At 68.9% G+C, this 23,083-nt stretch carries 22 protein-coding genes; 10 read left to right on the forward strand and 12 right to left on the reverse strand.

What is annotated here, in order from left to right:
• Positions 1-236 (reverse strand): heme exporter protein CcmB (locus ACE3PU_RS08440; RefSeq protein WP_374388653.1); only part of this gene is annotated, 236 nt, incomplete at its 3' end.
• Positions 233-856 carry a heme ABC exporter ATP-binding protein CcmA gene (gene ccmA, locus ACE3PU_RS08445; protein ID WP_374388655.1) on the reverse strand — a complete coding sequence of 208 codons (624 nt, stop codon included), beginning with the start codon at positions 854-856 and terminating at the stop codon, positions 233-235. The genes ACE3PU_RS08440 and ccmA, both read right to left, overlap by 4 nt.
• 344 nt (positions 857-1,200) lie before the next feature.
• Between ccmA and acnA the strand changes: the two genes are divergently transcribed.
• Entirely contained in the window at positions 1,201-3,927 is a 2,727-nt protein-coding gene (acnA, locus tag ACE3PU_RS08450) for an aconitate hydratase AcnA (RefSeq protein WP_374388657.1), read from the forward strand.
• 65 nt (positions 3,928-3,992) lie between these two features.
• Here acnA and ACE3PU_RS08455 read toward each other — a convergent pair whose 3' ends face one another.
• The 4 genes from ACE3PU_RS08455 to ACE3PU_RS08470 form a co-directional block, all read right to left on the reverse strand.
• On the reverse strand, positions 3,993-4,796 hold the full coding sequence (locus tag ACE3PU_RS08455; protein WP_374388659.1) for a hypothetical protein: 804 nt from the start codon (positions 4,794-4,796) through the stop codon (positions 3,993-3,995).
• A 70-nt stretch (positions 4,797-4,866) separates the two neighbouring features.
• A complete protein-coding gene (locus tag ACE3PU_RS08460) occupies positions 4,867-5,766 on the reverse strand; it encodes a hydrogen peroxide-inducible genes activator (RefSeq protein WP_374388661.1) in 900 nt (299 codons plus the stop codon).
• A 51-nt stretch (positions 5,767-5,817) separates the two neighbouring features.
• The gene (locus ACE3PU_RS08465; protein WP_374388663.1) at positions 5,818-6,618 is read right to left on the reverse strand and encodes a glutaminyl-peptide cyclotransferase; all 801 of its coding nucleotides are present in this window, start codon (positions 6,616-6,618) and stop codon (positions 5,818-5,820) included.
• Between the two features lie 2 nt (positions 6,619-6,620).
• Positions 6,621-7,472 carry a TerC family protein gene (locus ACE3PU_RS08470; RefSeq protein ID WP_374388665.1) on the reverse strand — a complete coding sequence of 284 codons (852 nt, stop codon included), beginning with the start codon at positions 7,470-7,472 and terminating at the stop codon, positions 6,621-6,623.
• A gap of 289 nt (positions 7,473-7,761) precedes the next feature.
• Here ACE3PU_RS08470 and ACE3PU_RS08475 point away from each other — a divergent pair, with 289 nt between their 5' ends.
• The 6 genes from ACE3PU_RS08475 (at position 7,762) to ACE3PU_RS08500 (ending at position 14,144) form a co-directional block, all read left to right on the forward strand.
• Entirely contained in the window at positions 7,762-8,316 is a 555-nt protein-coding gene (locus ACE3PU_RS08475) for a F0F1 ATP synthase subunit delta (protein WP_374388668.1), read from the forward strand.
• A gap of 67 nt (positions 8,317-8,383) precedes the next feature.
• A complete protein-coding gene (atpA, locus tag ACE3PU_RS08480) occupies positions 8,384-9,916 on the forward strand; it encodes a F0F1 ATP synthase subunit alpha (RefSeq protein ID WP_374388671.1) in 1,533 nt (510 codons plus the stop codon).
• 35 nt (positions 9,917-9,951) lie between these two features.
• Entirely contained in the window at positions 9,952-10,830 is an 879-nt protein-coding gene (locus ACE3PU_RS08485) for a F0F1 ATP synthase subunit gamma (protein WP_374388673.1), read from the forward strand.
• A 37-nt stretch (positions 10,831-10,867) separates the two neighbouring features.
• The gene (gene atpD / locus ACE3PU_RS08490; protein WP_374388675.1) at positions 10,868-12,415 is read left to right on the forward strand and encodes a F0F1 ATP synthase subunit beta; all 1,548 of its coding nucleotides are present in this window, start codon (positions 10,868-10,870) and stop codon (positions 12,413-12,415) included.
• A 2-nt stretch (positions 12,416-12,417) separates the two neighbouring features.
• Entirely contained in the window at positions 12,418-12,687 is a 270-nt protein-coding gene (locus ACE3PU_RS08495) for an ATP synthase F1 subunit epsilon (protein ID WP_374388677.1), read from the forward strand.
• Between the two features lie 323 nt (positions 12,688-13,010).
• A complete protein-coding gene (locus ACE3PU_RS08500) occupies positions 13,011-14,144 on the forward strand; it encodes a serine hydrolase domain-containing protein (protein WP_374388679.1) in 1,134 nt (377 codons plus the stop codon).
• Here ACE3PU_RS08500 and rarD read toward each other — a convergent pair.
• Both rarD and ACE3PU_RS08510 read right to left on the reverse strand, forming a co-directional pair.
• Positions 14,141-15,073: an EamA family transporter RarD gene (gene rarD / locus ACE3PU_RS08505; protein WP_374388681.1), complete on the reverse strand. Its 933-nt coding sequence runs from the start codon at positions 15,071-15,073 to the stop codon at positions 14,141-14,143. The genes ACE3PU_RS08500 and rarD overlap by 4 nt on opposite strands.
• A gap of 54 nt (positions 15,074-15,127) precedes the next feature.
• Positions 15,128-16,174 (reverse strand): aspartate-semialdehyde dehydrogenase, encoded by a 1,047-nt coding sequence (locus ACE3PU_RS08510; RefSeq protein WP_374388684.1) that lies wholly within the window; start codon positions 16,172-16,174, stop codon positions 15,128-15,130.
• Positions 16,175-16,327: 153 nt separating this feature from the next.
• Between ACE3PU_RS08510 and zapE the strand changes: the two genes are divergently transcribed.
• Entirely contained in the window at positions 16,328-17,425 is a 1,098-nt protein-coding gene (zapE, locus tag ACE3PU_RS08515; protein ID WP_374388687.1) for a cell division protein ZapE, read from the forward strand.
• Positions 17,426-17,428: 3 nt separating this feature from the next.
• Here zapE and ACE3PU_RS08520 read toward each other — a convergent pair whose 3' ends face one another.
• Both ACE3PU_RS08520 and ACE3PU_RS08525 read right to left on the reverse strand, forming a co-directional pair.
• A complete protein-coding gene (locus tag ACE3PU_RS08520) occupies positions 17,429-18,298 on the reverse strand; it encodes an HAD family hydrolase (RefSeq protein WP_374388689.1) in 870 nt (289 codons plus the stop codon).
• Between the two features lie 90 nt (positions 18,299-18,388).
• A complete protein-coding gene (locus ACE3PU_RS08525) occupies positions 18,389-18,889 on the reverse strand; it encodes an S-type pyocin family protein (RefSeq protein ID WP_374388691.1) in 501 nt (166 codons plus the stop codon).
• Positions 18,890-18,997: 108 nt separating this feature from the next.
• On the opposite strand from ACE3PU_RS08525, the gene coaBC reads away from it, so the two are divergent.
• On the forward strand, positions 18,998-20,227 hold the full coding sequence (gene coaBC, locus ACE3PU_RS08530; protein ID WP_374388693.1) for a bifunctional phosphopantothenoylcysteine decarboxylase/phosphopantothenate--cysteine ligase CoaBC: 1,230 nt from the start codon (positions 18,998-19,000) through the stop codon (positions 20,225-20,227).
• A complete protein-coding gene (gene dut / locus ACE3PU_RS08535; RefSeq protein WP_374388695.1) occupies positions 20,224-20,679 on the forward strand; it encodes a dUTP diphosphatase in 456 nt (151 codons plus the stop codon). Before coaBC ends, dut begins: the two co-directional genes overlap by 4 nt.
• 72 nt (positions 20,680-20,751) lie before the next feature.
• Here dut and lpdA read toward each other — a convergent pair whose 3' ends face one another.
• Positions 20,752-22,146 (reverse strand): dihydrolipoyl dehydrogenase, encoded by a 1,395-nt coding sequence (lpdA, locus tag ACE3PU_RS08540; RefSeq protein WP_374388697.1) that lies wholly within the window; start codon positions 22,144-22,146, stop codon positions 20,752-20,754.
• Positions 22,147-22,151: 5 nt separating this feature from the next.
• Positions 22,152-23,083: dihydrolipoamide acetyltransferase family protein (locus ACE3PU_RS08545; RefSeq protein WP_374388699.1), on the reverse strand; the 932-nt coding region annotated here is incomplete at its 5' end.

Raw genomic sequence — 23,083 nt, forward strand, 5'->3', positions numbered from 1 at the left:
AGCGCCAGCGCCAGCCAGGCGACGCCCCCGGCGACCGGCCGCAGCGTGGCGGGGTCGCCGCCCACGGCCAGCGGCAGCAGGGCCGTCAGACACAGCAGGAAGCCGCACGCCAGCAGCGGCCCGCCGCCGCCGTTCCAGGCCAGGTCCAGCTCGCGCTCCAGCAGGACCCGCGTGGCGCCGCGCAGGCCCGGCGGACGCGGCTCGACGCCCTCGGGATCGGGCGGGCCGAGCCTCACGCCAGTCCTCCCAGGTCCAGCGGCCGGGTCGCGATCGGCAGCGGATCGTGCACGGCGGCCACGATCAGGCCGTCGGCGTCCAGGTGCCGCCGCATGCAGGCGGCGAAGGCGTCGCGCCAGCGCGCGTCCAGCGGCGCCATCGGCTCGTCCAGCAGCCAAAGGGCGCGCGGCGATCCGACCAGTCGACCCATGGCCAGCCGCCGCCTCTGGCCGGCCGACAGGCGCCGGACCTCCAGGTCCAGCAGGGGCTTCAGGCCGAAGGCCGCGACCGCATCGTCGAACCCGTCCTGGGTATGGCCCAGCCAGTCGCACTGGAACCCCAGCTCCTGGCGCGCCGTGCGGGCGGACTTCAGCCCGTCCTGATGGCCCAGCAGATGGGTCTCGCGGCCCCGCGCCTGGCCGGGATCGAGCCGGTTCCGGTCGGCGTCGGCGAAGGCGATCTCGCCCGCCTCCGGCCGGATCAGCCCGGCGATGGCGCGCAGCAGACTGGTCTTGCCCGCCCCGTTGGCGCCGGTCAGGGCGACCGCCTCGCCGGCCTTCAGATCGAAGTCGAGATCGCGAAACAGCACGCGCTCGCCGCGCGCCAGGGTCAGGCCGGACAGGGACAGGGCGTGGATCATGAGGTGTGAATCTCCCTCCCCTCGCGGGGGAGGGCGGCCGCGCAGCGGCCGGGTGGGGACGGCCGGGCGATACAACACGGGCTTGGCGTGACTTGCCTTGCCGGCCCCACCCGGCTTCGCCACCCTCCCCGAACGGGGAGGGAGAGTTGCGCCGTATTTTGCGAACCCTTCTCAATGTCCATGCCGGAAGTGTGGACACATGGACCCGGCCGTCTGGCGGGGCTATATGCGCCAACGCCGTAGCCGGCTTTCGCGGCGCGCGGCGGGGACCTGTGCGCCCCGTCGTCCAGCGCGCGAAGGGGCGAACCGAATTGTCGGGCGGCGCTGACCAGAGGACACTCTCCATGCCGTCGAACGACAGCCTCAAGACCCGCCAGGACCTTTCCGTCGGGCGCAAGAAGTACGCCTATTACAGCCTTCCCGCCGCCGAGGAAGCCGGTCTGACCGGGATTTCCCGCCTGCCGCGCTCGATGAAGGTGCTTCTCGAGAACCTGCTGCGCAACGAGGACGGCGTGTCCGTCACCGTCGACGATCTGAAGGCCGTCGCCGCCTGGGTCGAGAACAAGGGCTCGGTCGAGCACGAGATCGCCTTCCGTCCCGCCCGCGTCCTGATGCAGGACTTCACCGGCGTTCCGGCCGTGGTCGACCTGGCCGCCATGCGCGACGCCATGAGCGCCCTGGGCGCCGACGCCGCCAAGATCAACCCGCTGGTCCCCGTCGACCTGGTCATCGACCACTCGGTCATGGTCGATCACTTCGGCACCTCCAAGGCCTTCGGCCAGAACGTCGAGCGCGAGTACGAGCGCAACATCGAGCGCTACAACTTCCTGCGCTGGGGCTCGTCGGCCTTCAACAACTTCCGCGTCGTGCCCCCCGGCACCGGCATCTGCCACCAGGTCAACCTGGAGAACCTGGCCCAGACCGTCTGGACCCTGGACGAAGGCAAGAAGACCGTCGCCTATCCCGACACCGTCGTCGGCACCGACAGCCACACCACCATGATCAACGGCCTGGCCGTGCTGGGCTGGGGCGTCGGCGGCATCGAGGCCGAGGCGGCCATGCTGGGCCAGCCGATCCCCATGCTGATCCCCGAAGTCATCGGCTTCAAGCTGACCGGCCGCCTGCCGGAAGGCACGACGGCGACCGACCTGGTGCTGACCGTCACCCAAATGCTGCGCAAGAAGGGCGTGGTCGGCAAGTTCGTCGAATTCTTCGGCGACGCCCTGCCGAACATGACCATCGAGGACCAGGCGACCATCGCCAACATGGCCCCGGAATACGGCGCCACCTGCGGCTTCTTCCCCGTCTCGGCCGCCACCATCGGCTATCTGACCGCCACGGGCCGCGACAAGGCGCGCGTCGCCCTGGTCGAAGCCTACGCCAAGGCCCAGGGCCTGTGGATCGACGAGACCAGCGAGGATCCGGTCTTCACCGACGTGCTGGAACTGGACCTGGCCACGGTCGTGCCGTCGCTGGCCGGCCCCAAGCGTCCCCAGGACCGCGTCGAGCTGACCACCGCCGCCCCGGCCTTCGAAACCGCCCTGGCCGAAGTGTTCAGCCGCCCGACCGACGCCCCGCGCGCGGCGGTGGACGGTGAGAAGTTCACCGTCGGCGACGGCGACGTCGTCATCGCCGCCATCACCTCCTGCACCAACACCTCCAACCCGTCGGTGCTGATCGCCGCCGGCCTGGTGGCGCGCAAGGCCAACGCCCTGGGCCTGAAGGCCAAGCCGTGGGTCAAGACCTCGCTGGCCCCCGGTTCGCAGGTCGTCACCGACTATCTGACCGACGCCGGCCTGCAGAAGGACCTGGACGCCCTGGGCTTCAACCTGGTCGGCTACGGCTGCACGACCTGCATCGGCAACTCGGGCCCGCTGGACCCGGCCATCTCCAAGGCGATCAACGACAACGCCCTGGTCGCGACCAGCGTGCTGTCGGGCAACCGCAACTTCGAAGGTCGCGTGAACCCGGACGTCCAGGCCAACTACCTGGCCTCGCCGCCGCTGGTCGTGGCCTACGCCATCGCCGGCTCGATGCGGACCGACATCACCAAGGATCCGATCGGCCAGGACAAGAAGGGCAATGACGTCTTCCTGAAGGACATCTGGCCCACCGCCCAGGAAATCGCCGACATCCAGCGCAAGTCGGTCACCCCGGCCATGTTCGCCAAGCGCTACAAGGACGTCTTCAAGGGCGACAAGCACTGGCAGGCCATCAAGGTCACCGGCGGCCAGACCTATGAGTGGGACGACGCCTCGACCTACGTCGCCAACCCGCCCTACTTCGAAGGCCTGTCGATGGACCTGACCCCGGTCCAGGACGTCGTCGAGGCGCGCGTCCTGGCCATCTTCGGCGACTCGATCACCACCGACCACATCAGCCCGGCCGGTTCGATCAAGAAGACCTCGCCCGCCGGCGTCTATCTGACGAACCACGGCGTCGAGGCGGCCGAGTTCAACAGCTACGGCGCCCGTCGCGGCAACCACGAAGTCATGATGCGCGGCACCTTCGCCAACATCCGCATCAAGAACCGCATCACGCCCGAGATCGAGGGCGGCGTGACCAAGCACTTCCCCTCGGGCGACGTCATGTCGATCTATGACGCGGCCATGCGCTACCAGTCGGAAGGCCGCCCGCTGGTCGTCTTCGCCGGCAAGGAATACGGCACCGGCTCGTCGCGCGACTGGGCGGCCAAGGGCACGCGCCTCTTGGGCGTCCGCGCCGTCATCGCCGAGAGCTTCGAGCGCATCCACCGCTCGAACCTGGTCGGCATGGGCGTGGTGCCGCTGCAGTTCAAGCAGGACGGCTGGCAGAAGCTGGGCCTGACCGGCGAGGAGATCGTCACCATCCGCGGCCTGACCGACGCCAACGTCGGCCGCCTGCGTCCGCGTCAGGACCTGTGGGTCGAGCTGTTCCGTCCGTCGGACGGCAAGATGGCCCGCTTCCCGGTCCGCTGCCGCATCGATAACCAGACCGAGCTGGACTATCTGCTGGCCGGCGGCGTCATGCCCTACGTGCTGCGCAACCTGGCCCGCGGCCCGGAAACCGAAGCCCCGATCGCCGCCGAGTAATCCGGCCGCTCATCGCGGAAACAAGAAGGGCCGGCGGAGCGATCCGCCGGCCCTTTATCTTTCGTCTAGCCCTGGCCTGGCTCCGGCTTACAGGTCGGTTCGTTCAGATCGTTCTCGGCCACGCGGTAGCCGCCGGCGTCATCGACGACGATCCGTATGGCCTGACGGGTGCGATAGCTTCCTCCGTTCAAGGCCTTGTCGGAGAAGCAGCCAATCACGCCCTCCGGCTCTCTCCGAATGATCCGCAGGCCGATGACCCAGTCCTCGCGGCCCTCGTCCATCCGGGTCAGATAATGCTCGTCGCCGTAGGTTGAAGGCTGGACGAAACCCCAGTCTGGCGGACGCTGACGCCCCGGCGCGCGTGACGGCCGCAAGCTGTTAGGAAACGACATCATGTCGAGCCCCTGCAGGATGGCGGCCGCCTGCGGCTCGAAAGCCTCCGCGCACAGTCGTCGGCCCACCCGCGAGCCGACATCGCTTTGCGGGGGTCCGTCGACGTGGCGGACCAGAGGCGCCGCCTCAGCCAGCTGGATCTCATAGCGACCGACCGGCGACCGGTCGGCGCCGGGATCGACCAGCTCGACGGTGACACGCAGCCGCTCGCGATCGGGCTGTTCGACTTGTGCGCGCAGATCCAGTGGCCGGTCCCCCGTCGCACAGTCGTTCAGCGCCGCGCGCAGCTGTTCCGAAAAGCCCGGCAGCGGCATGTTGTACAACACTGCGGTCGCGACCTCGATGTTCCGCACGCGGGCGTCAGCGGCCAAGGCGGGAGACAACGCCACGGGCGGCCCTCCCGTAGTCGCCGCCGGCGAGGCGCAACCCGTCAGCACCAGCAGGCTCGCCGCAAGGGCTATTTCGCTCAGACGCATCTTGGCCCCCGCCACACAATCATAACTAATCGTTATTGCTATCGGTACGCACGAGGGCCGACAAGGCGGCTCAATCCAGCGTCAGCGCTTCCGCCAGCAGCCGCGCCTCGGCCGCGCGGCTGGAGCCGGCGCGCCAGGCGACGACGATTTCGCGGTGGGGCTGGCTTCCGTCGGACTGGGGCTCGAAGGCGCGAACGGCCACGGCCGGATTGTCGGCCAGCCCCGCCTGCACCGCCATCCGGGGCAGGAAGGACACGCCCAGGCCCGAGCCGACCATCTGCACCAGGGTGTGCAGGCTGGTGGCGGCGAAGACGTCGTCGCCGCGCGGCGCCTCGATGTCCAGCGCCGCCAGCGCCTGGTCGCGCAGGCAATGGCCGTCCTCCAGCAGGATCAGGTCCTCGGCCTTCAGCGAGCCGGGGCGGATCGGGCCGGGCGCGGCCAGGGCGTGGTCGTGCGGCGCGGCGGCCAGGATTTCGTCGTCGCCGATGCGGGCGTGGGCTATGCCCGGCGCGTCATAGGGCAGGGCGATCACCGCCGCATCCAGCTGGCCGGCCTTCAGCGCGGCGATCAGCCGGGGCGTCAGGTCCTCGCGGATGAACAGCTTCAGGTTCGGATAGGCCGCCTTCACCTGGGGCAGTTTGCGCGGCAGCAGGAAGGGGGCGACCGTCGGGATGACGCCCAGCCGGAACCGGCCCGACAGCGGCCGGCCCGCGTTCTTGGCCGCCTCGACCAGGTCCTCGGTGCGGGCCAGCACGTCCTCGGCGCGGCGCACGGCCTCGGCCCCGACGGCGGTCATGATGACATTGCCCCGCGCCCGCTCGACCACGGGCGCGCCCAGGATGCGCTCCAGCTCCTGCACCCCGGCGCTCAGGGCGGGCTGGCTGACGTGCGCCGCCTCGGCCGCCCGCGAGAACGAGCCGTGTTCGGCCAGGAGTTTCAGATACTGGAGCTGGCGCAGGGTGGGGAGCATGGGCGCCACATAGGCTTTCGCTATCGCCGGCGCAAAGACAATCGACTGACTTTATCGACCGGGTCCGTCCATCGGCTTCAGCCGGATCTCGTACAGGCGCGGCCAGCGCTTGCCGGTGACGAACAGCCGCCGGTTCTCGGCGTCCCAGGCGACGCCGTTGGCGACGTCGTCGTTCGGATCGATGTCGGACCCTTGGGGCGCAAGGGCGGCCAGGTCGATGAAGGCGCGGACCCGCCCCGTCTCCGGGTCGATGCGCGCAATGCGGCTGTCCTGCCAGATGTTGGCCAGGATCTCGCCGTCCACCCACTCCAGTTCGTTGATCCGGTCCAGCGGGCGGCCGTCGGCGGTGACGGCGATCCGGCCGGTCTCGGCGAAGGTGGCGGGATCGATGAAGCGGATCTGGTCGGTGCCGTCGCTCATGACCAGTCGCCGCCCGTCCGTGGTCAGGCCCCAGCCCTCTCCGGCGTAGGAGAAGGCGCCGACGGGGGTGAAGTCGCCCAACGTCCAGACGAAGCCCAGGTGGTTGCGCCAGGTCAGGCTGTAGAGCCGGTCCCCGATGGCGGCGACGCCCTCGCCGAAATAGACCGTGGGCAGGTCGCGCTGGCGCAGCACCTCGCCGGTCTCCAGCCGGACCTGCCGGATGAAGGACGGATAAAGGCCCGTGCTTTCGTAAAGCGCGCCGTCCTTGACGAACAGGCCCTCGGTGAAGGCCGTCGGGTCGTGGGGATAGGCGGCCACGACCTCATAGGCCTGGTCCGGGACCCGGGCGGCCGTCGCGCCCGCGGTCAGGGCCAGGACGCCCGAAACCAGAACGCCCGGCCACGCTGCGGATCGCGTCGCCGGGCGCGTCATGGTCAGGCCTGGTCCGCCGCGGCCTCGGCCTCGGCCTTTTCGGCTCGGGCTTCGGCGGCGTTCGCTTCGGCGCGCGCGGCCTCGGCCTTGGCCTTCTTGGACTGGGCGCTGCGCGACAGCATGTTCAGCGCCTCGACCAGGGCCGAGAAGGCCATGGCCGCGTAGATGTAGCCCTTGGGCACGTGAACGCCGAAACCGTCGGCGATCAGCACCGCGCCGATCATCAGCAGGAAGCCCAGCGCCAGCATCACGACGGTCGGGTTCTTGTCGATGAAGTTGGCCAGCGGGTCGGCGGCCAGCAGCATGCACAGCACGGCGATGACGACGGCGATCATCATGATCGGCACGTGGTCGGTCATGCCGACGGCCGTCAGGATCGAGTCGATCGAGAAGACCAGGTCCAGCAGGATGATCTGGAAGATGGCCGAACCGACGTTGTTGATGACGACGTCCTTCTTGTCCTTCTCCAGCAGGTCGTGGGACGGGGTAACGTCGACGGAGTGGTGGATCTCCTTGGTGGCCTTCCACACCAGGAACAGGCCGCCGGCGATCAGGATCAGGTCGCGCCAGCTGAAGGCGGTCTCGAAGCTGGCGCCCGACCAGCCCAGGTCGAAGACCGGCGCCGTCAGGCCGACGATCCAGCCGATGGTGGCCAGAAGGCCCAGTCGCATGACCAGGGCCAGGCCGATGCCGATCCGGCGCGTGCGCTGCCGGTGCTCGGGGGGCAGTTTGTTCGACAGGATCGAGATGAAGATCAGGTTGTCGATCCCCAGCACGACCTCCATGACCACCAGGGTGATCAGGGCCGCCCAGGCGGCGGGGTCGGAGAAGATGGCGCCGAGGCCTTCGAACATTGGATTTCCCATATAGAAGTGAAGCCGCTGCCGTAGCGGGGCTGTCGTCGCCCTTCAAGCGGCCGTGAAGGGCCGATGGTCGCACCCGTGCGACGCACCCTGCGACCTTTGGGGGCCATCACACAATGTTGCGAGCGGCGAAACCCCGTGCTATCAGGCGCCCGGCTTGCGGGGGGCGTGTTTGCGGATACGGCCCCTGTCGTGCTTTCCGTAAGCATTTCAAGCTCTTGATCGGCGCGTCACCGCCGCCGGTCGCGACCCTGACACAACGACTTCGGACCCTTTATCAGTGGCTGATGATTTCAGAACGACGGAAGTCGGCGATCGCTACGCACAGGCGCTGTTTGACTTGGCGCTCGAAACCGGTCGCCTGGACGCCGTGCGCGCCGACCTGAAGTCGCTGAAGGCGGCTTGGCTGGACAGCGCGGATCTGCGCCGTCTGGCGACCTCGCCGGTCATCTCGGCCGAGGATCAGGTCAAGGGCCTGACCGCCATCGCCGCCAAGGCGAAGTTCGAGACGACCACCGCCAACTTCCTGGGCCTGCTGGCTCAGAACCACCGCGCGCGGGACCTGCCGGCCGTGATCGCCGGTTTCGAGGCCCGCTACGCCAAGCACACGGGCGTCGTCGCCGCCGAGGTCGTCTCGGCCCAGCCGCTGGACGCCCAGCAGGTCGCCGCCATCACCGCCGCCCTGTCCAAGAGCCTGGGCAAGGCCCCGGAACTGACCGCCCGCGTCGACCCGTCGATCCTGGGCGGCCTGAAGGTCAAGGTCGGCTCGAAGCTGTTCGACGCCTCGCTGAAGACCAAGCTCGACCAGATGAAGTTCGCCCTCAAGCGGGCGTAAGCCCGCCCCGCAAGATCGTAGGCGCCTGAACGGCGCAACCAAAAGACTGAAGAACAGAGAGCCCGTCATGGACATCCGCGCCGCTGAAATCTCGGCCATCCTCAAGTCGCAGATCGCCAACTTCGGCGTCGAAGCCGACGTTTCCGACGTCGGCAGCGTGCTGTCGGTCGGCGACGGCATCGCCCGCATCCACGGTCTGGACAACGTCCAGGCCGGTGAAATGGTCGAGTTTACCAAGGCCGGCGTGAAGGGCATGGCCCTGAACCTGGAACGCGACAACGTGGGCGCGGTGATCTTCGGCGCCGACGCCGCCATCGCCGAGGGCGACGACGTGCGCCGCCTGGGCGAGATCGTGGACGTGCCGGTCGGCAAGGGCCTGCTGGGCCGCGTCGTCAATCCGCTGGGCGAGCCGATCGACGGCAAGGGCCCGATCCAGTTCACCGAGCGTCGCCGCGTCGACGTCAAGGCGCCGGGCATCATCCCCCGCAAGTCGGTTCACGAGCCGATGCAGACCGGCCTGAAGGCGATCGACACCCTGATCCCCGTCGGCCGCGGCCAGCGCGAGCTGATCATCGGCGACCGTCAGGTCGGCAAGACCGCCGTCGCCATCGACACCATCCTGAACCAGAAGAACGTCAACAAGACCGACGACGAGAGCGCCAAGCTCTACTGCATCTACGTCGCCATCGGTCAGAAGCGCTCGACCGTGGCCCAGATCGTCAAGACGCTCGAGGAAGCCGGCGCGCTGGAATACACCATCGTCGTGGCCGCCACGGCGTCCGAGCCGGCCCCGCTGCAATTCCTGGCCCCGTTCGCCGGCACCGCCATGGGCGAATATTTCCGCGACAACGGCATGCACGGCCTGATCGTCTATGACGACCTGTCCAAGCAGGCCGTCGCCTATCGCCAGATGTCGCTGCTGCTGCGCCGTCCGCCGGGCCGCGAAGCCTATCCGGGCGACGTCTTCTACCTGCACAGCCGCCTGCTGGAGCGTTCGGCCAAGCTGAACGAGGACTACGGCTCGGGCTCGCTGACCGCCCTGCCGCTGATCGAGACCCAGGCCAACGACGTGTCGGCCTACATCCCGACCAACGTCATCTCCATCACCGACGGTCAGATCTTCCTGGAATCGGACCTGTTCTACCAGGGCATCCGCCCGGCCGTGAACGTCGGCATCTCGGTGTCGCGCGTGGGCTCCTCGGCCCAGACCAAGGCGATGAAGAAGGTCGCCGGCACCATCAAGGGCGAGCTGGCCCAGTACCGGGAAATGGCCGCCTTCGCCAAGTTCGGCTCGGACCTGGACGCCTCGACCCAGAAGCTGCTGGCCCGCGGCGCCCGCCTGACCGAGCTGCTGAAGCAGCCCCAATACTCGCCGCTGGCGATGGAAGAGCAGGTCGTCTCGGTCTACGCCGGCACGCGCGGCTACATCGACGGCATCGCGGTGGGCGACGTCGGCCGCTTCGAGAAGGAGCTGCTGGCCCGCATCCACGCCAACCACGCCTCGCTGCTGGACGGCATCCGCACCAAGAAGGACCTGACGCCCGAGCTGGAAGCCGAGCTGAAGGACATCCTGGCGGCCTTCGTCAAGACCTTCGCCTGAGCCCCGCCGGTTAGTTAGAGGAAGAGCAAAGCCGGATGGCCAGCCTCAAGGAAATGCGCAATCGGATCGGAAGCGTGAAAGCCACGCAGAAGATCACGAAGGCCATGCAGATGGTCGCCGCGGCCAAGCTGAAACGCGCCCAGGACCAGGCCGAGAGCGCCCGCCCCTATGCGCGCAAGATGGCCTCGGTCATCGCCAACCTGGCCGCCGGCGTCTCGGGCGCCGACGCCCCGCGCCTGCTGGCCGGCACCGGCCAGGACCAGCGTCACCTGATCGTGGTGGCCACGGCGGACAAGGGCCTGGCGGGCGGCTTCTCGACCAACGTCATCCGCGCCGCGCGCGAGCGGATCAACAGCCTGATCGCCGCCGGCAAGGACGTGAAGATCATCGCCGTGGGCCGCAAGTCGCGCGATCAGCTGTCGCGCCAGTACGGCGACCGGCTGGTCCGCACCTTCGAACTGAGCGAGCACAAGACCGTCGGCCTGCCCTCGGCCCAGCCGATCGCCGAGATGATCGCCACGGCGTTCGAGGACGGCCAGGCCGAAGTGGTCACCCTGTTCTACAGCCAGTTCAAGTCGGTCATCGCCCAGGTCCCGACCGCCAAGCAGCTGATCCCCGCCGTGGTGGACGGCGACACGGCCCCGATCGACCTGAACGGCGCGGTCTATGAATACGAGCCCTCGGAAGAGGAAATCCTCGAGACCCTGCTGCCGCGTAACCTGACGACCCAGATCCTGGCCGCCCTGTACGAAAACCAGGCGGGCTTCTTCGGCTCGCAGATGGCGGCGATGGACAACGCCACGCGCAACGCCGGCGACCTCATTAACGCCCTGACCCTGCAGTACAACCGCAAGCGCCAGGCCCAGATCACCACCGAGCTGATCGAGATCATCGCCGGCGCCGAAGCCCTCTGATCCTGACCGCACAGACATTCCGATACGGACCCCAGCCATGACCGACACCGTCGCCCCCTCCGCCGCAGCCAAGAAGCCCGCCGCCCGCAAGCCGGCCGCCAAGAAGGCCGCCCCCGCCGCGGCTCCCGTCTCCGCCGTCGCCACGGGCCGCATCGCCCAGGTCATCGGCGCCGTCGTCGACGTCGAGTTCGACGGCCATCTGCCGGCCATCCTCAGCGCCCTGCACACCCAGAACGTCGACCAGAAGACGGGCGAGCCCTTCACCCTGGTTCTGGAAGTCGCCCAGCACCTGGGTGAGAACATGGTCCGCGCCATCGCCATGGACACGACCGAGGGCCTGACCCGCGGCCAGGCCGTCACCGACACCGGCTCGTCGATCCAGGCGCCGGTCGGCCCCGGCACCCTGGGCCGCATCATGAACGTCGTGGGCCAGCCGATCGACGAAGCCGGTCCGATCAAGACCGAGCTTTACCGTCCGATCCACAAGGAAGCCCCGAGCTTCGACGAGCAGTCGACCTCGGCCGAGATCCTGGTCACCGGCATTAAGGTCATCGACCTGATGTGCCCCTACACCAAGGGCGGCAAGATCGGCCTGTTCGGCGGCGCCGGCGTGGGCAAGACCGTGACCATGCAGGAGCTGATCAACAACATCGCCAAGGCGTACGGCGGTTATTCGGTTCTGGCCGGCGTGGGCGAGCGCACCCGTGAAGGCAACGACCTGTACCACGAGATGATCGAGTCCAACGTGAACGTGGACCCGGCCAAGAACGGCGGTTCGACCGAAGGCTCCAAGTGCGCCCTGGTCTACGGCCAGATGAACGAGCCGCCGGGCGCCCGCGCCCGCGTCGCCCTGACCGGCCTGTCGATCGCGGAATACTTCCGTGACGAGGAAGGCAAGGACGTGCTGCTGTTCGTCGACAACATCTTCCGCTTCACCCAGGCCGGCTCGGAAGTGTCGGCTCTGCTGGGCCGCATCCCCTCGGCCGTGGGCTATCAGCCGACCCTGGCCACCGAGATGGGCAACCTGCAGGAGCGGATCACCTCGACCAAGAAGGGTTCGATCACCTCGGTCCAGGCCATCTACGTCCCCGCCGACGACCTGACCGACCCGGCGCCCGCCGCCTCCTTCGCCCACCTGGACGCGACGACCGTTCTGAGCCGCGACATCGCCGCCCAGGCCATCTTCCCGGCCGTGGACCCGCTGGACTCCACCTCGCGGATCATGGACCCGCTGGTGATCGGCGAGGAACACTACAACGTCGCCCGTTCGGTTCAGGAAGTCCTGCAGCAATACAAGGGCCTGAAGGACATCATCGCCATCCTGGGCATGGACGAGCTGTCGGAAGAGGACAAGCTGATCGTGGCCCGCGCCCGCAAGATCCAGCGCTTCCTGTCCCAGCCCTTCCACGTGGCCGAACAGTTCACCAACACCCCCGGCGCCTTCGTCGACCTGAAGGACACGATCCGCTCGTTCAAGGGCATCGTGGCCGGTGAATACGACCACCTGCCGGAAGCGGCCTTCTACATGGTCGGCCCGATCGAAGAAGCCGTCGCCAAGGCCGAGAAGATGGCGGCGGAAGCCTGATCATGGCCGGCAAGCTGAACTTCTCCCTCGTCTCGCCGGAACGCGAGGTCTTTTCGGGCCTGGTGGACCAGGTGGACGCGCCGGGCGTCGAGGGCGACTTCGGCGTCCTGCCGGACCACGCCCCCTTCATGACCGCCCTGCGCGAGGGTCTGGTGACCGTCTATAACGGCGCCGCCCGGACCCAGTATGACGTCAAGGGCGGCTTCGCCGACGTCAACGGCGAAGGCCTGACCATCCTGGCCGAACAGGCCACCGAGGTCGCCGCCGCCTGATCCCGCGGGGATCGAAACGATCAGAGGCCTCCCGCTTCGGCGGGAGGCCTTTTTCGTCTGCGGATTGGCAGGCGACGCGGCGCCGGCGATCGCAATTCTGATCGCTGAACCCCGTGGTTTCAGTGGCTTGGCGCCGCCAGCCGGCAATCGGCGCGCCTGGGTCGCCAGCTGTGCGATGATCGCCGGGTCCGGCCATCAGCCGGCGGAGCCTGTCCTGATCGCCGCCCCCTTCGACCTGGATTTCAGACGATTCACACCATTCAGACTCTGTTTTTCGAGGCCAGGGTCTGAAATCTCGCCGCTGAGAGGCTAAAGACCTTCTCATGACCGACGCCATCGCCATCCACGGAACCTGCGACCCGCGCTTCGCCGCCGTCCGCGACGCCTTCGCCGCCAACTTCACGGACGCGCCTGAGGGGCTGAACGAGCAGGCGGCGCGGTTCAGCGTGCTGATCCAGGGACAGCCCGTCGTCGACCTGTGGGCCGGCCACGCCGACACGGCACGGACGCACCCCTTCACCGACGCCACGCTGACGCCGGTCTTCTCCACTGGCAAGGCGGTCATGGCCCTGCTGATCGCCATGGCGGTGGAGGCGGGCCGGCTGTCCTACGACCAGACAGTGGCTTCGGTCTGGCCCGCCTTCGCGGCCGAGGGAAAGCAGGACGTCACCGTCGCCCAGCTGATGAGCCACCAGTCCGGCCTGCCGGGCTTCTCCGAGGCGGTCGATCCGGCCCTCTGGTTCGACGCCCCCGCCGTGGTGGCGAAGCTGGCGGCCCAGGCGCCGATGTGGACGCCGGGCGCGGCCTCCGGCTATCACCCAATCACGGTCGGCTACCTGGCCAACGAACTGTTCCACCGCGTCACCGGCCGCACCATGGGCCAGGCCCTGCGCGAGGACTTCCCCGACCTCGACCTGTGGATCGGCCTGCCGGAGGCCGAGCATCATCGGGTGGCCCAGATGCGCAAGCCGACGGCCGCCCCCAGCCTGGGACCCATCGACCCGATCAAACAGGCCGCCTTCCTCGACCGGGGCTCGGCGCCCGGCGGCCGCGGCTCCAGCGAATGGCGGCGGATGGAGATCCCCTCCGCCAATCTGCACGGCACCGCCCTGGGCCTGGCGCGCATCATGGGCGTGGTGGCCGACGGGGGGCGGCTGGGCGACCGCGCGGTGCTGTCGGACGCCACCCTGGAACAGCTGACGCGCGAGCGCATCCACGGCCCGGACAAGGTGCTGCCCTACACCATCAGCTGGGCGGCGGGCCTGATGCGCAATGACGGGCTGAACGTCTTCGGGCCGGGCCGGTCCTTCGGCCACTACGGCTGGGGCGGGTCGATGGCCATGGCCGATCCGTCGCGCCGCCTGTCCGCCGCCTATGTCATGACGCGCCAGTCGCCGCACCTGATCGGCGACCCGCGCGCCCTGCGCCTGCTGGAGGCGCTGTACGCGGCGCTCTAAGCGGGCTCTGCCGTCTCGCGGATCGCCTGCCGCGCCGCCCGGCTGCGCCGGAAGGCGGCCAGGGCGAAGACGCCGGCGCCGGCCCAGATGAAGACGAAGGAGACGACCCGCAGCGGCGTCAGCGCCTCGCCCGCCCAGACGCCGCAGGCGAACTGCAGCGTCGGCGCCAGGAACTGGATGAAGCCCACGGTCGACAGCGGCAACCGCCGCGCCGACCAGGCGAACAGCACCAGCGGGATCACCGTCGCCGGCCCGTTGACCAGCGCCCAGGCCAGCCCGGCCGGAGACGCGAACCCCGCCGCCTGCCCATGCGTGGCCAGCCACGCCAGGAAGACCGCCCCGACCGGCAGCAGCACCAGGCATTCGACGAACAGCCCCGTCTGGGCCGACGCCGGCACCCGCTTGCGGATCACCGCATAGGCGCAGAAGGTGATCGCCAGCGTCAGGCCGATGACGGGGACATGGCCCAGGGCCGCGGTCTGGATCGCCACCCCCACGGCGGCCAGGCCGATGGCGACGCCGCTCAGCCGGTCGATCCGCTCGCGGAACAGCACCGCCCCCGCCGCCATGTTGAGCAAGGGGTTGATGTAGTAGCCCAGGCTCGCCTCCAGCGTCGCGTGGTGCGTCGTGGCGAAGACGTAGAGGCTCCAGTTGGTCGCGATCATCACCGCCGACAGCACCAGCCAGCCGAAGGTCCGCGGCTGGCCCAGCACGGCCCGCGCCTCGCCCCACTGGCCCGCCAGCAGCAGGAACAGGCCGGCCACGAACACCGACCACACCGCGCGGTGGGCCAGGATCTCGGGCGCGGCGAAGCCGTGCGCCGCCATGGCCATGAACAGCAGCGGCAGCAGGCCCCACAGGGTGTAGCAGGCGATGGCGGTCGCGACCGCTCGCCCGTCCGTGCCGGTCGTGGGCGACGTCGAAGACATGGCGATGATCCTTGGTCCGCCAGCCGGGCGCGCCCGCCCGGCGGCGTATGGGTGTCAGACCGTCAGGGTGCGATAGCCGGTCGAGGACTTGATCACGCCCGTCTCGTCCAGCAGCTGGGCGATCTGGACCGCGTTCAGGGCGGCGCCCTTGCGCAGGTTGTCCGACACCACCCAGAAGCTCAGGCCGTTCTCCACCGTCGGGTCCTTGCGGATACGGCTGACGTAGACCGCGAACTCGCCGGCGGCGTCGACCGGGGTGATGTAGCCGTCGTGCTCCTGCTTATCGACGACCAGGACGCCCGGCGCCTCGCGCAGGATGGCGCGGGCCTCGTCCGGCTCGATCGGGCGATCGAACTCGACCGTCACGGCTTCGGAGTGGCCGACGAAGACCGGCACGCGCACGCACGTCACGGTCAGCTTGATGTCGGGGTCCAGCATCTTGTGCGTCTCGTCCCACATCTTGGCCTCCTCGTCGGTGTAGCCGTCGTCGCGGAACGACCCGATGTAGGGGATGACGTTGAAGGCGATCTGCTTGGGGAACTTCTTGGGGCTGGCGTCGCCCAGGCCGTAGATGGCCTTGGTCTGGTTCCACAGCTCGTCCATGCCTTCCTTGCCGGCGCCGGAGACCGACTGATAGGTCGAGACCACCACCCGCTTGATCTTCGCCGCGTCGTGCAGCGGCTTCAGCGCCACGACCAGCTGGGCCGTGGAGCAGTTCGGGTTGGCGATGATGTTCTTCTTCTTGGCGTCCTTGACCGCGTCCGGGTTCACCTCCGGCACGATCAGCGGCACCTCGGGGTCCTTGCGGAAGGCCGAGGAGTTGTCGATCACGATGGGGCCGGCCTTGCCGATCTTCTCGGACCATTCCTTCGACACGGTCCCGCCCGCCGACATCAGCACGATGTCGACCTTGGAGAAGTCGAACTGCTCGATGTCCTGGCACTTGACGGTCCGGTCGCCGAAGGAGACCTCGACGCCCTTGGATTTTCGCGAGGCGATGGCGTGCAGCTCGTCCACGGGGAAGTTCACTTCCTCGAGGATGTTCAGCATTTCGCGGCCCACATTGCCCGTGGCCCCGACGATCGCGACGCGATAACCCATCTTTGTCAGTCCTTCGGACGCGCTATCGCTCGGCTCGCGGAGCCTCGCTGCTTCAGCGCGACGACTATGTGTTTGGAGAAGCGCTCTGCAATTAGGCGTTCGCAGCGGCGAAGCAATCGCTTTTCGCTGCTCGGGCCTTTAAGCAGCGCTGCCATGACCTCCCGTATCCGCAACGCCTACGACATCCGCGTGGAAGAGGGCGTGCTGACGCCCGACCCCGCCCAGGAGCCGGTGATCGCGGCGCTGGAGCGGCTGGAGACGGACCTGGCGAAGCGCGGCCTGTTCGGACGCGCGCCCGAGGTGAAGGGGGTCTATCTCTGGGGCCCGCCGGGACGGGGCAAGTCCATGCTGATGGACCTGTTCTATTCCGCCACGCCCGAACCCCGGAAGACGCGCGCCCACTTCCACGCCTTCATGGCCCGGGTCCACGACCTGGTGCGGCAATGGCGCGACGGGGACGCCCGGTCGCGCAAGGCCGTCTTCGGGATCCACAGGGGGGACGACCCCATCCCGCCGATCGCCAGGCTGATCGCGTCCGAGGCGCGGCTGCTGTGCTTCGACGAGCTGCAGGTCACCGACATCGCCGACGCCATGATCCTGGGCCGGTTGTTCGAGGCGCTGTTCGAGGAGAAGGTGGTGCTGGCCGTCACCTCCAACCGCGCGCCGGGGGACCTGTACAAGAACGGCATCAACCGCCAGCTCTTCACCCCCTTCATCGACATCATCCGCGCGCGCTGCGACGTGGTCGAGACCGCCGGCGCGCGGGACTGGCGGCTGGATCGCCTGACGACGTCCCAGGTCTGGCATACGCCCGACGACCGCCCCGCCTTCGAGACGCTCTGGCGCGAGCTGAAGGGCGGCGAGCCCGAGGAGCCGACGCATCTGGCCGTGCTGGGGCGCGACGTGATCATTCCGCGCACGGTCGGGGCGATGGCGCGCGCCACCTTCGCCGAGCTCTGCGGCCGTCCGCTGGGGCCGCAGGACTATCTGGCCGTCGCGCGGCGTTTCCACACCCTGTTCCTGGAGGACGTGCCGATCCTGGGGCCGGCCAACCAGCAGGAGGCCCGGCGCCTGGTGACGCTGGTGGACGCTCTCTATGAGGCCAAGACCAGGCTGATCGTGCTGGCCGCCGCCCGGCCCGAGGCGCTTTACACCGAGGGCGTCGGCGCCTTCGAGTTCGAGCGCACCGTGTCCCGCTTCAACGAAATGCAGAGCCAGGACTGGCTGGCCCACGTCCGCGAGGACGGCTGAGGTTCAGACGCCCGCGGGCATGGTGCCGGCGGTGATGGCGATGCGGCCGACCAGACCCTTGACGATCAGGTCCAGCGCGGAGCCCTCGCGGTAGTCGGCGGCGGCGACGAAGTTGACCCGGTCCTCGGAGATCAGGCTGTAGACCTTCTTCTGGTCCTTCTCGTTCGAGCGCGGGTCGTACACCGCGATCGAGAAGCCGCCCTTGGTGTGCATCATCTTCATGGTCGGCACGTCGGTGTCGCCGTCGCCGATGAAGATCATCCGTTCGAACGGCACCGGCCGCTCGTCGTCGGGGATGAAGTGGTTGATGCGCTCATGCTCCCAGTGGTTCCGGACGCCCTTGTTGATGCGGAACAGGTACTGGGTCTTGGTGGTGTAGTTGACGCCCACCGCCGGCCAGGCGGCCTCGCCCTTGTCGTCATAGACGTAATGGGAGGCGAAGACGTGGGTCAGGGCCGGCCGGATCGGCGTGCCCTCGATCATCTCCTCCAGCCCGGCGGAGATGATGTAGTGTTCGATATCCAGGTTGTACCGCGCCCCGAAGGCGTTCATCCGCTCGAACCAGCTGAGGTCCTTCAGGCCTTCGAACAGGGCCACCTCGCGGCCATGGTCGCGCAGGGTCTCGCGCGTCACCGGTCGGCCGTTCTGCCGCGCATGGTGCAGCATCAGCTGCATGTACATCAGGATGCCGTCGCCGTCGGCGTCCCGCGTCAGCCGCTCCGCCTCGTTCCAGAAGTCGCCGATCCCCATGCCCACCGAGGGGATGAAGCTGACCTCCTGCATGTTGCCGCGCGCCAGCGTCCCGTCGAAGTCGTAGATCAGGGCGGTCTTCAGCGGCGGCGTGTCGAAGGCGGGGGCAGGGGTGTCGGCCATCTGGCGGGGTCCCGAAATCAGGGTCTGTCGAACCCCGCCTCTATAGCAGCCTGTTCCCGGCGTCGATTGGCGCGTCGATCGGACGCTCGATCAGCCTTCGGCGGCGCGCCGCTGGCCGAAGGTCGGCGCCCGCTCCTTCTGCTCAGCCCAGTAGGCGGCGCCTGTCGTCGGCTTGAACATCGTGCGCGCTGTCCCGTCGCGCGCCACGACCGCGAAGGTGTTGGTCGAAGCCTGATAGAGCAGGGTGTCGCCGTTCGGGCGCTTGATCGTCTCGGTCCCCGGCGGCGTCTTCGTCGTGAAGTCGGCGACCTTGGCCAGATAGTCCTCGGCGGACCGGACGCCGAAATCCGCGCCGTTGCGCTCGTACAGGCGGGCGATCTTGGCGTCGACCGTCTCGCGCCGGCTGGCGGTCAGCACCGGCTTGGCCTCGACCGTCGCCACGGTCTCGGTCGCTGAAGTCAGCCCCACCGGCTGCACGGTCTCGACCGCCGCCCGCTCGCGCGTCTCCACCGCCGAGGCGTTGTCGCACGCGCCAAGCACCAGCATTCCCATGGCCGCCAGCGCGGCCGTTCCCATCTTCAGCGCGTTCATCGGTCCCTCCATCACCCGCTGGAGGCGACAAAAGCACAACTTGGGTGTTCCTGCAATGTTCTCTTTCCGCGTCTCGACGCCGTCATGACGGGCGGCTAGAGCAGAGACATGGACATGCGCCCGCTTTCGAACCGCAAGGTGCTGCTGATCGTCGGCGGCGGCATCGCCGCCTACAAGGCGCTGGAGCTGGTGCGTCTGATCGCCAAGGCGGGCGGCGAGACGCGGGTGATCCTGACGGAATCCGGGGCCCAGTTCGTCACGCCCCTGTCGCTGGCGGCGCTGAGCGGCCATCCGGTGCGTTCGGGTCTGTTCCATCCCGACGAAGAGACGACGATGGGTCATATCGAGCTGTCGCGCTGGGCCGATCTGGTGGTCGTGGCGCCGGCGACGGCCGGGCTGATCGCCAAGGCGGCCAACGGGCTGGCCGACGATCTGGCCTCCACCACCCTGATCGCCACCGACAAGCGGGTGCTGCTGGCGCCGGCGATGAACGTGCGGATGTGGCTGCACCCGGCGGTCCAGGCCAATGTCGCGCGATTGAAGGGCTTCGACGGCTTTCACGGCGTCGCCGTGGTCGGGCCGGACGAGGGCGAGATGGCGTGCGGCGAGTTCGGCCCGGGCCGGATGGCCGAACCCGCCGCCATCCTGGAGGCGATCGAGGGTCTGATGGCGGGCGTCGCCGGTCGGCCGCTGGCGGGGCGCAAGGCCGTGGTCACCGCCGGCCCGACGTTCGAGCCGATCGATCCGGTACGCGGCCTGACCAACCGCTCCAGCGGCAAGCAGGGCTACGCCGTCGCCGCCGCCCTGGCCGAACTGGGCTGCGACGTGACGCTGGTGTCCGGCCCCACGGCCCTGGGCGCGCCGCCGGGGGTGACGCGCATCGACGTCGAGAGCGCGCTGGAGATGCAGAAGGCGACGCAAGCCGCCCTGCCCGCCGACATCGCCGTGCTGTCGGCCGCCGTGGCCGACTGGCGCATCGACACCGTCGCCGGCGGCAAGATCAAGAAGGGGCCCGGCGGCCCGCCGACCCTGGCCCTGATCGAGAACCCCGACATCCTGGCGGGCGTCGCCGCGCCGGGGCCGAACCGGCCCAGGCTCGTGATCGGCTTCGCCGCCGAGACCGGCGACCTGGAGGCCAACGCCCGCGCCAAGCTGTCGAGGAAGGGCTGCGACTGGATCGTCGGCAACGACGTCTCGGACGAGGTGTTCGGCTCGGACGGCAACACCATCCTCCTGGTCACGGCCTCGGGCGCCGAGGCCTGGCCGCGCCAGTCCAAGGCCGCCATCGCCCGCCGCCTGGCGGCCCGCATCGCCGAACAGTTCAAGGACCCCGCATGACCGTCACCCGCGTCCAGATCCAGCGCCTGCCCCATTCGGAAGGCCTGCCCCTGCCGGCCTATGAGACGGCGGGCTCGGCCGGCATGGACCTGCGCGCGGCGGTGCCCGAGGACCAGCCGATGACGCTGGAGCCCGGTCAGCGGGCGCTGGTGCCCACGGGGCTGAAGATCGCCCTGCCGCTGGGCTATGAGGCGCAGGTGCGGGCCCGGTCGGGCCTGGCGCTGAAGCACGGCATCGTCTGCCCCAACGCGCCGGGCACGATCGACAGCGACTATCGCGGCGAGTGCGGCGTGATCCTGGCCAACATCAGCGCCGAGCCCTTCGTCATCCGTCGCGGCGAGCGCATCGCCCAGCTGGTCGTCGCCCGCCACGAACGCGCCGACTGGGTCGAGGTCGAGGCGCTGGACGACACCGCGCGCGGCGCCGGCGGCTTCGGCTCCACGGGGCGATAGATCTTATCGTCGGAAGGGCGCCCACCCACCGCGCTTAAGCAGCGAGCCGCCGCGCGGCGAGCGATAGCGCCCTCAAATATGAATCGCGTGGCCCAGCGCGCGCAGCGACGCCTCGTGGAAGGCTTCGCCCAGCGTCGGGTGGACGTGGATGGTCCCGGCCACATCCTCCAGCACCGCCCCCATCTCCAGCATCTGGGCAAAGCTGTTCGACAGCTCCGACACATGCTGGCCGACCGCCTGAATGCCCAGGATGCGATGATCGGTCTTGGAGGCGATCACGCGCACGAAGCCGCCGTCTTCGCCCGCCTCGATGGCCAGCGCCCGGCCGATGGCGGCGAAGGGGAAGACGGACTGGATGACATCGTCGCGGCCCGAGACGTCGCTGGGACCCAGACCGGCCGAGACGATCTCCGGCTCGGTGAAACAGACGGCGGCGATGGTGACGGGATCGAACACCCGGTCATGGCCGGCGATGATTTCGGCGACCACCTCGCCCTGGGCCGAGCCCTTGTGCGCCAGCATGGGTTCGCCGGTCAGGTCGCCGACGGCCCAGACGTTCTTCATCGAGGTGGCGCAGCGCTGGTCGATCTTCACGAACGGCCCGGCCATGGCCACGCCCATGTTTTCCAGGCCCCAGCCCTGCGTGCGCGGACGGCGGCCGACCGTGACCAGCACCTTGTCGGCCTCCAACTGCAGCGGCTCGCCGTCCTTGGTCGTGATCGACAGTTTCCCGTCGCCGAAGCCGCCCGCGCGCGCGCCCAGATGCAGTTCGACGCCGTGGCTCGTCAGCCATTTGGCGACCGGATCGGTCAGGGCCTTGTCGTAGAGCGGCAGGATGCGCTCGGCCATCTCGACGATGGCCACCTCTGCGCCCAGCTTTCTGAAGGCGATGCCCAGCTCCAGTCCGATATAGCCGCCGCCGACGACGACCAGCTTCTTGGGGACTTCCGACAGGCTCAGCGCCTCGGTCGAGGAGATGACGTCGCCGCCGAACGGCAGGAAGGGCAGTTCGACCGGCTCGGAGCCCGTCGCCAGGATGACGTGTTCGGCCGTGATGCGGATGTCGCCGTCGTCCGTCTGGACGATGCAGGTCTTGGCGTCCTGAAAGTTCGCCCAGCCCTTGATCACCTTGACCTTGGCCTTCTTCAGCAGGGCCGCGACCCCGGCGTTCAGTTTGCGGACGATCCCGTCCTTCCATTCGACCGTCTGCTTCAGGTCGATGGCGGGCGCCGCCGCCGTGATGCCCAGCGTCCCGCCATTGGCCGCCTTGGCCACCGTCTCGAACTTGCCCGCCGCGTGGATGATGGCCTTGGACGGAATGCAGCCGACGTTCAGGCAGGTGCCGCCGAGGCCGTCGCCGCCATCCACCAGCACGGTGTCCAGCCCCAGCTGGCCGCAGCGGATGCCCGCGACATAGCCGCCGGTGCCCGCGCCGATGATGAGGACCTTGGTCTTGAGCTGCTGCATGGGTCTCAGTTCATCCAAAGGGTGGCCGGGTGCTCCAGCAGGCCCTTGATCCGCTGCACGAAGACCGCCGCGTCGTGGCCGTCGACGATGCGGTGATCGAAGCTGGAGGACAGGTTCATCATCTTGCGCACGACCATCTGGCCGTCTTTGACCACCACGCGCTCGGCGATCTTGTTCGGGCCGACGATGGCGACCTCGGGGTGGTTGATGATCGGGGTGTGGACCACCCCGCCCAGCGTGCCCAGCGAGGTGATGGTGATGGTCGAGCCCGACAGCTCCTCGCGCTTGGCGCTGCCGTCCTTGGCCGCGCCCGAGACGCGGGCGATCTCAAGCGCCGTGTCGTAAGGGTCCCGCGCCTCGGCGTGGCGGACCACCGGCACCATCAGGCCGTTCGGCGTCTGGGCGGCGATGCCCAGGTGGACGGCGGCGTGCTGGGTCAGGACGCCGGCCTCGTCGTCATAGGTGGCGTTGATCTGCGGCTGGTCGCGCAGGGCGACCACGATGGCGCGGGCGATGAAGGGCAGGACGTTCAGCTTGGGCTGGTCCTTCGCCTTGGTCGCGTTCAGGTGGGCGCGCAGCTCCTCCAGCGCCGTCATGTCGATTTCCTCGACATAGGTGATGTGCGGGATGCGGCGCACGCTCTCGGCCATCTTCTCCGCGATCTTGCGGCGCAGGCCGATGATGCGGACCTCGGTGGTCCCTTCGGCCCTGGCGTAGGTCGAACCACCCGCAGCGGGCGCCGTCGCCGGGACCGAGCCGCCGCGCGCGATGAAGCCGTCCAGATCCTCGTGGGTGATCCGTCCGGCCGGGCCGGACCCGGGCACGAAGGTCAGGTCCACGCCCAGGTCGCGGGCGCGGTTGCGCACGGCCGGAGACGCCAGCGGGCGCTCGCCGGCGGCGCGGCCGGTCAGGGCGGGGACGGGCTTGCCCCCCTCCG

It is taken from the genome of Brevundimonas sp., from assembly GCF_041911375.1.
Classification (GTDB): Bacteria; Pseudomonadota; Alphaproteobacteria; order Caulobacterales; family Caulobacteraceae; genus Brevundimonas.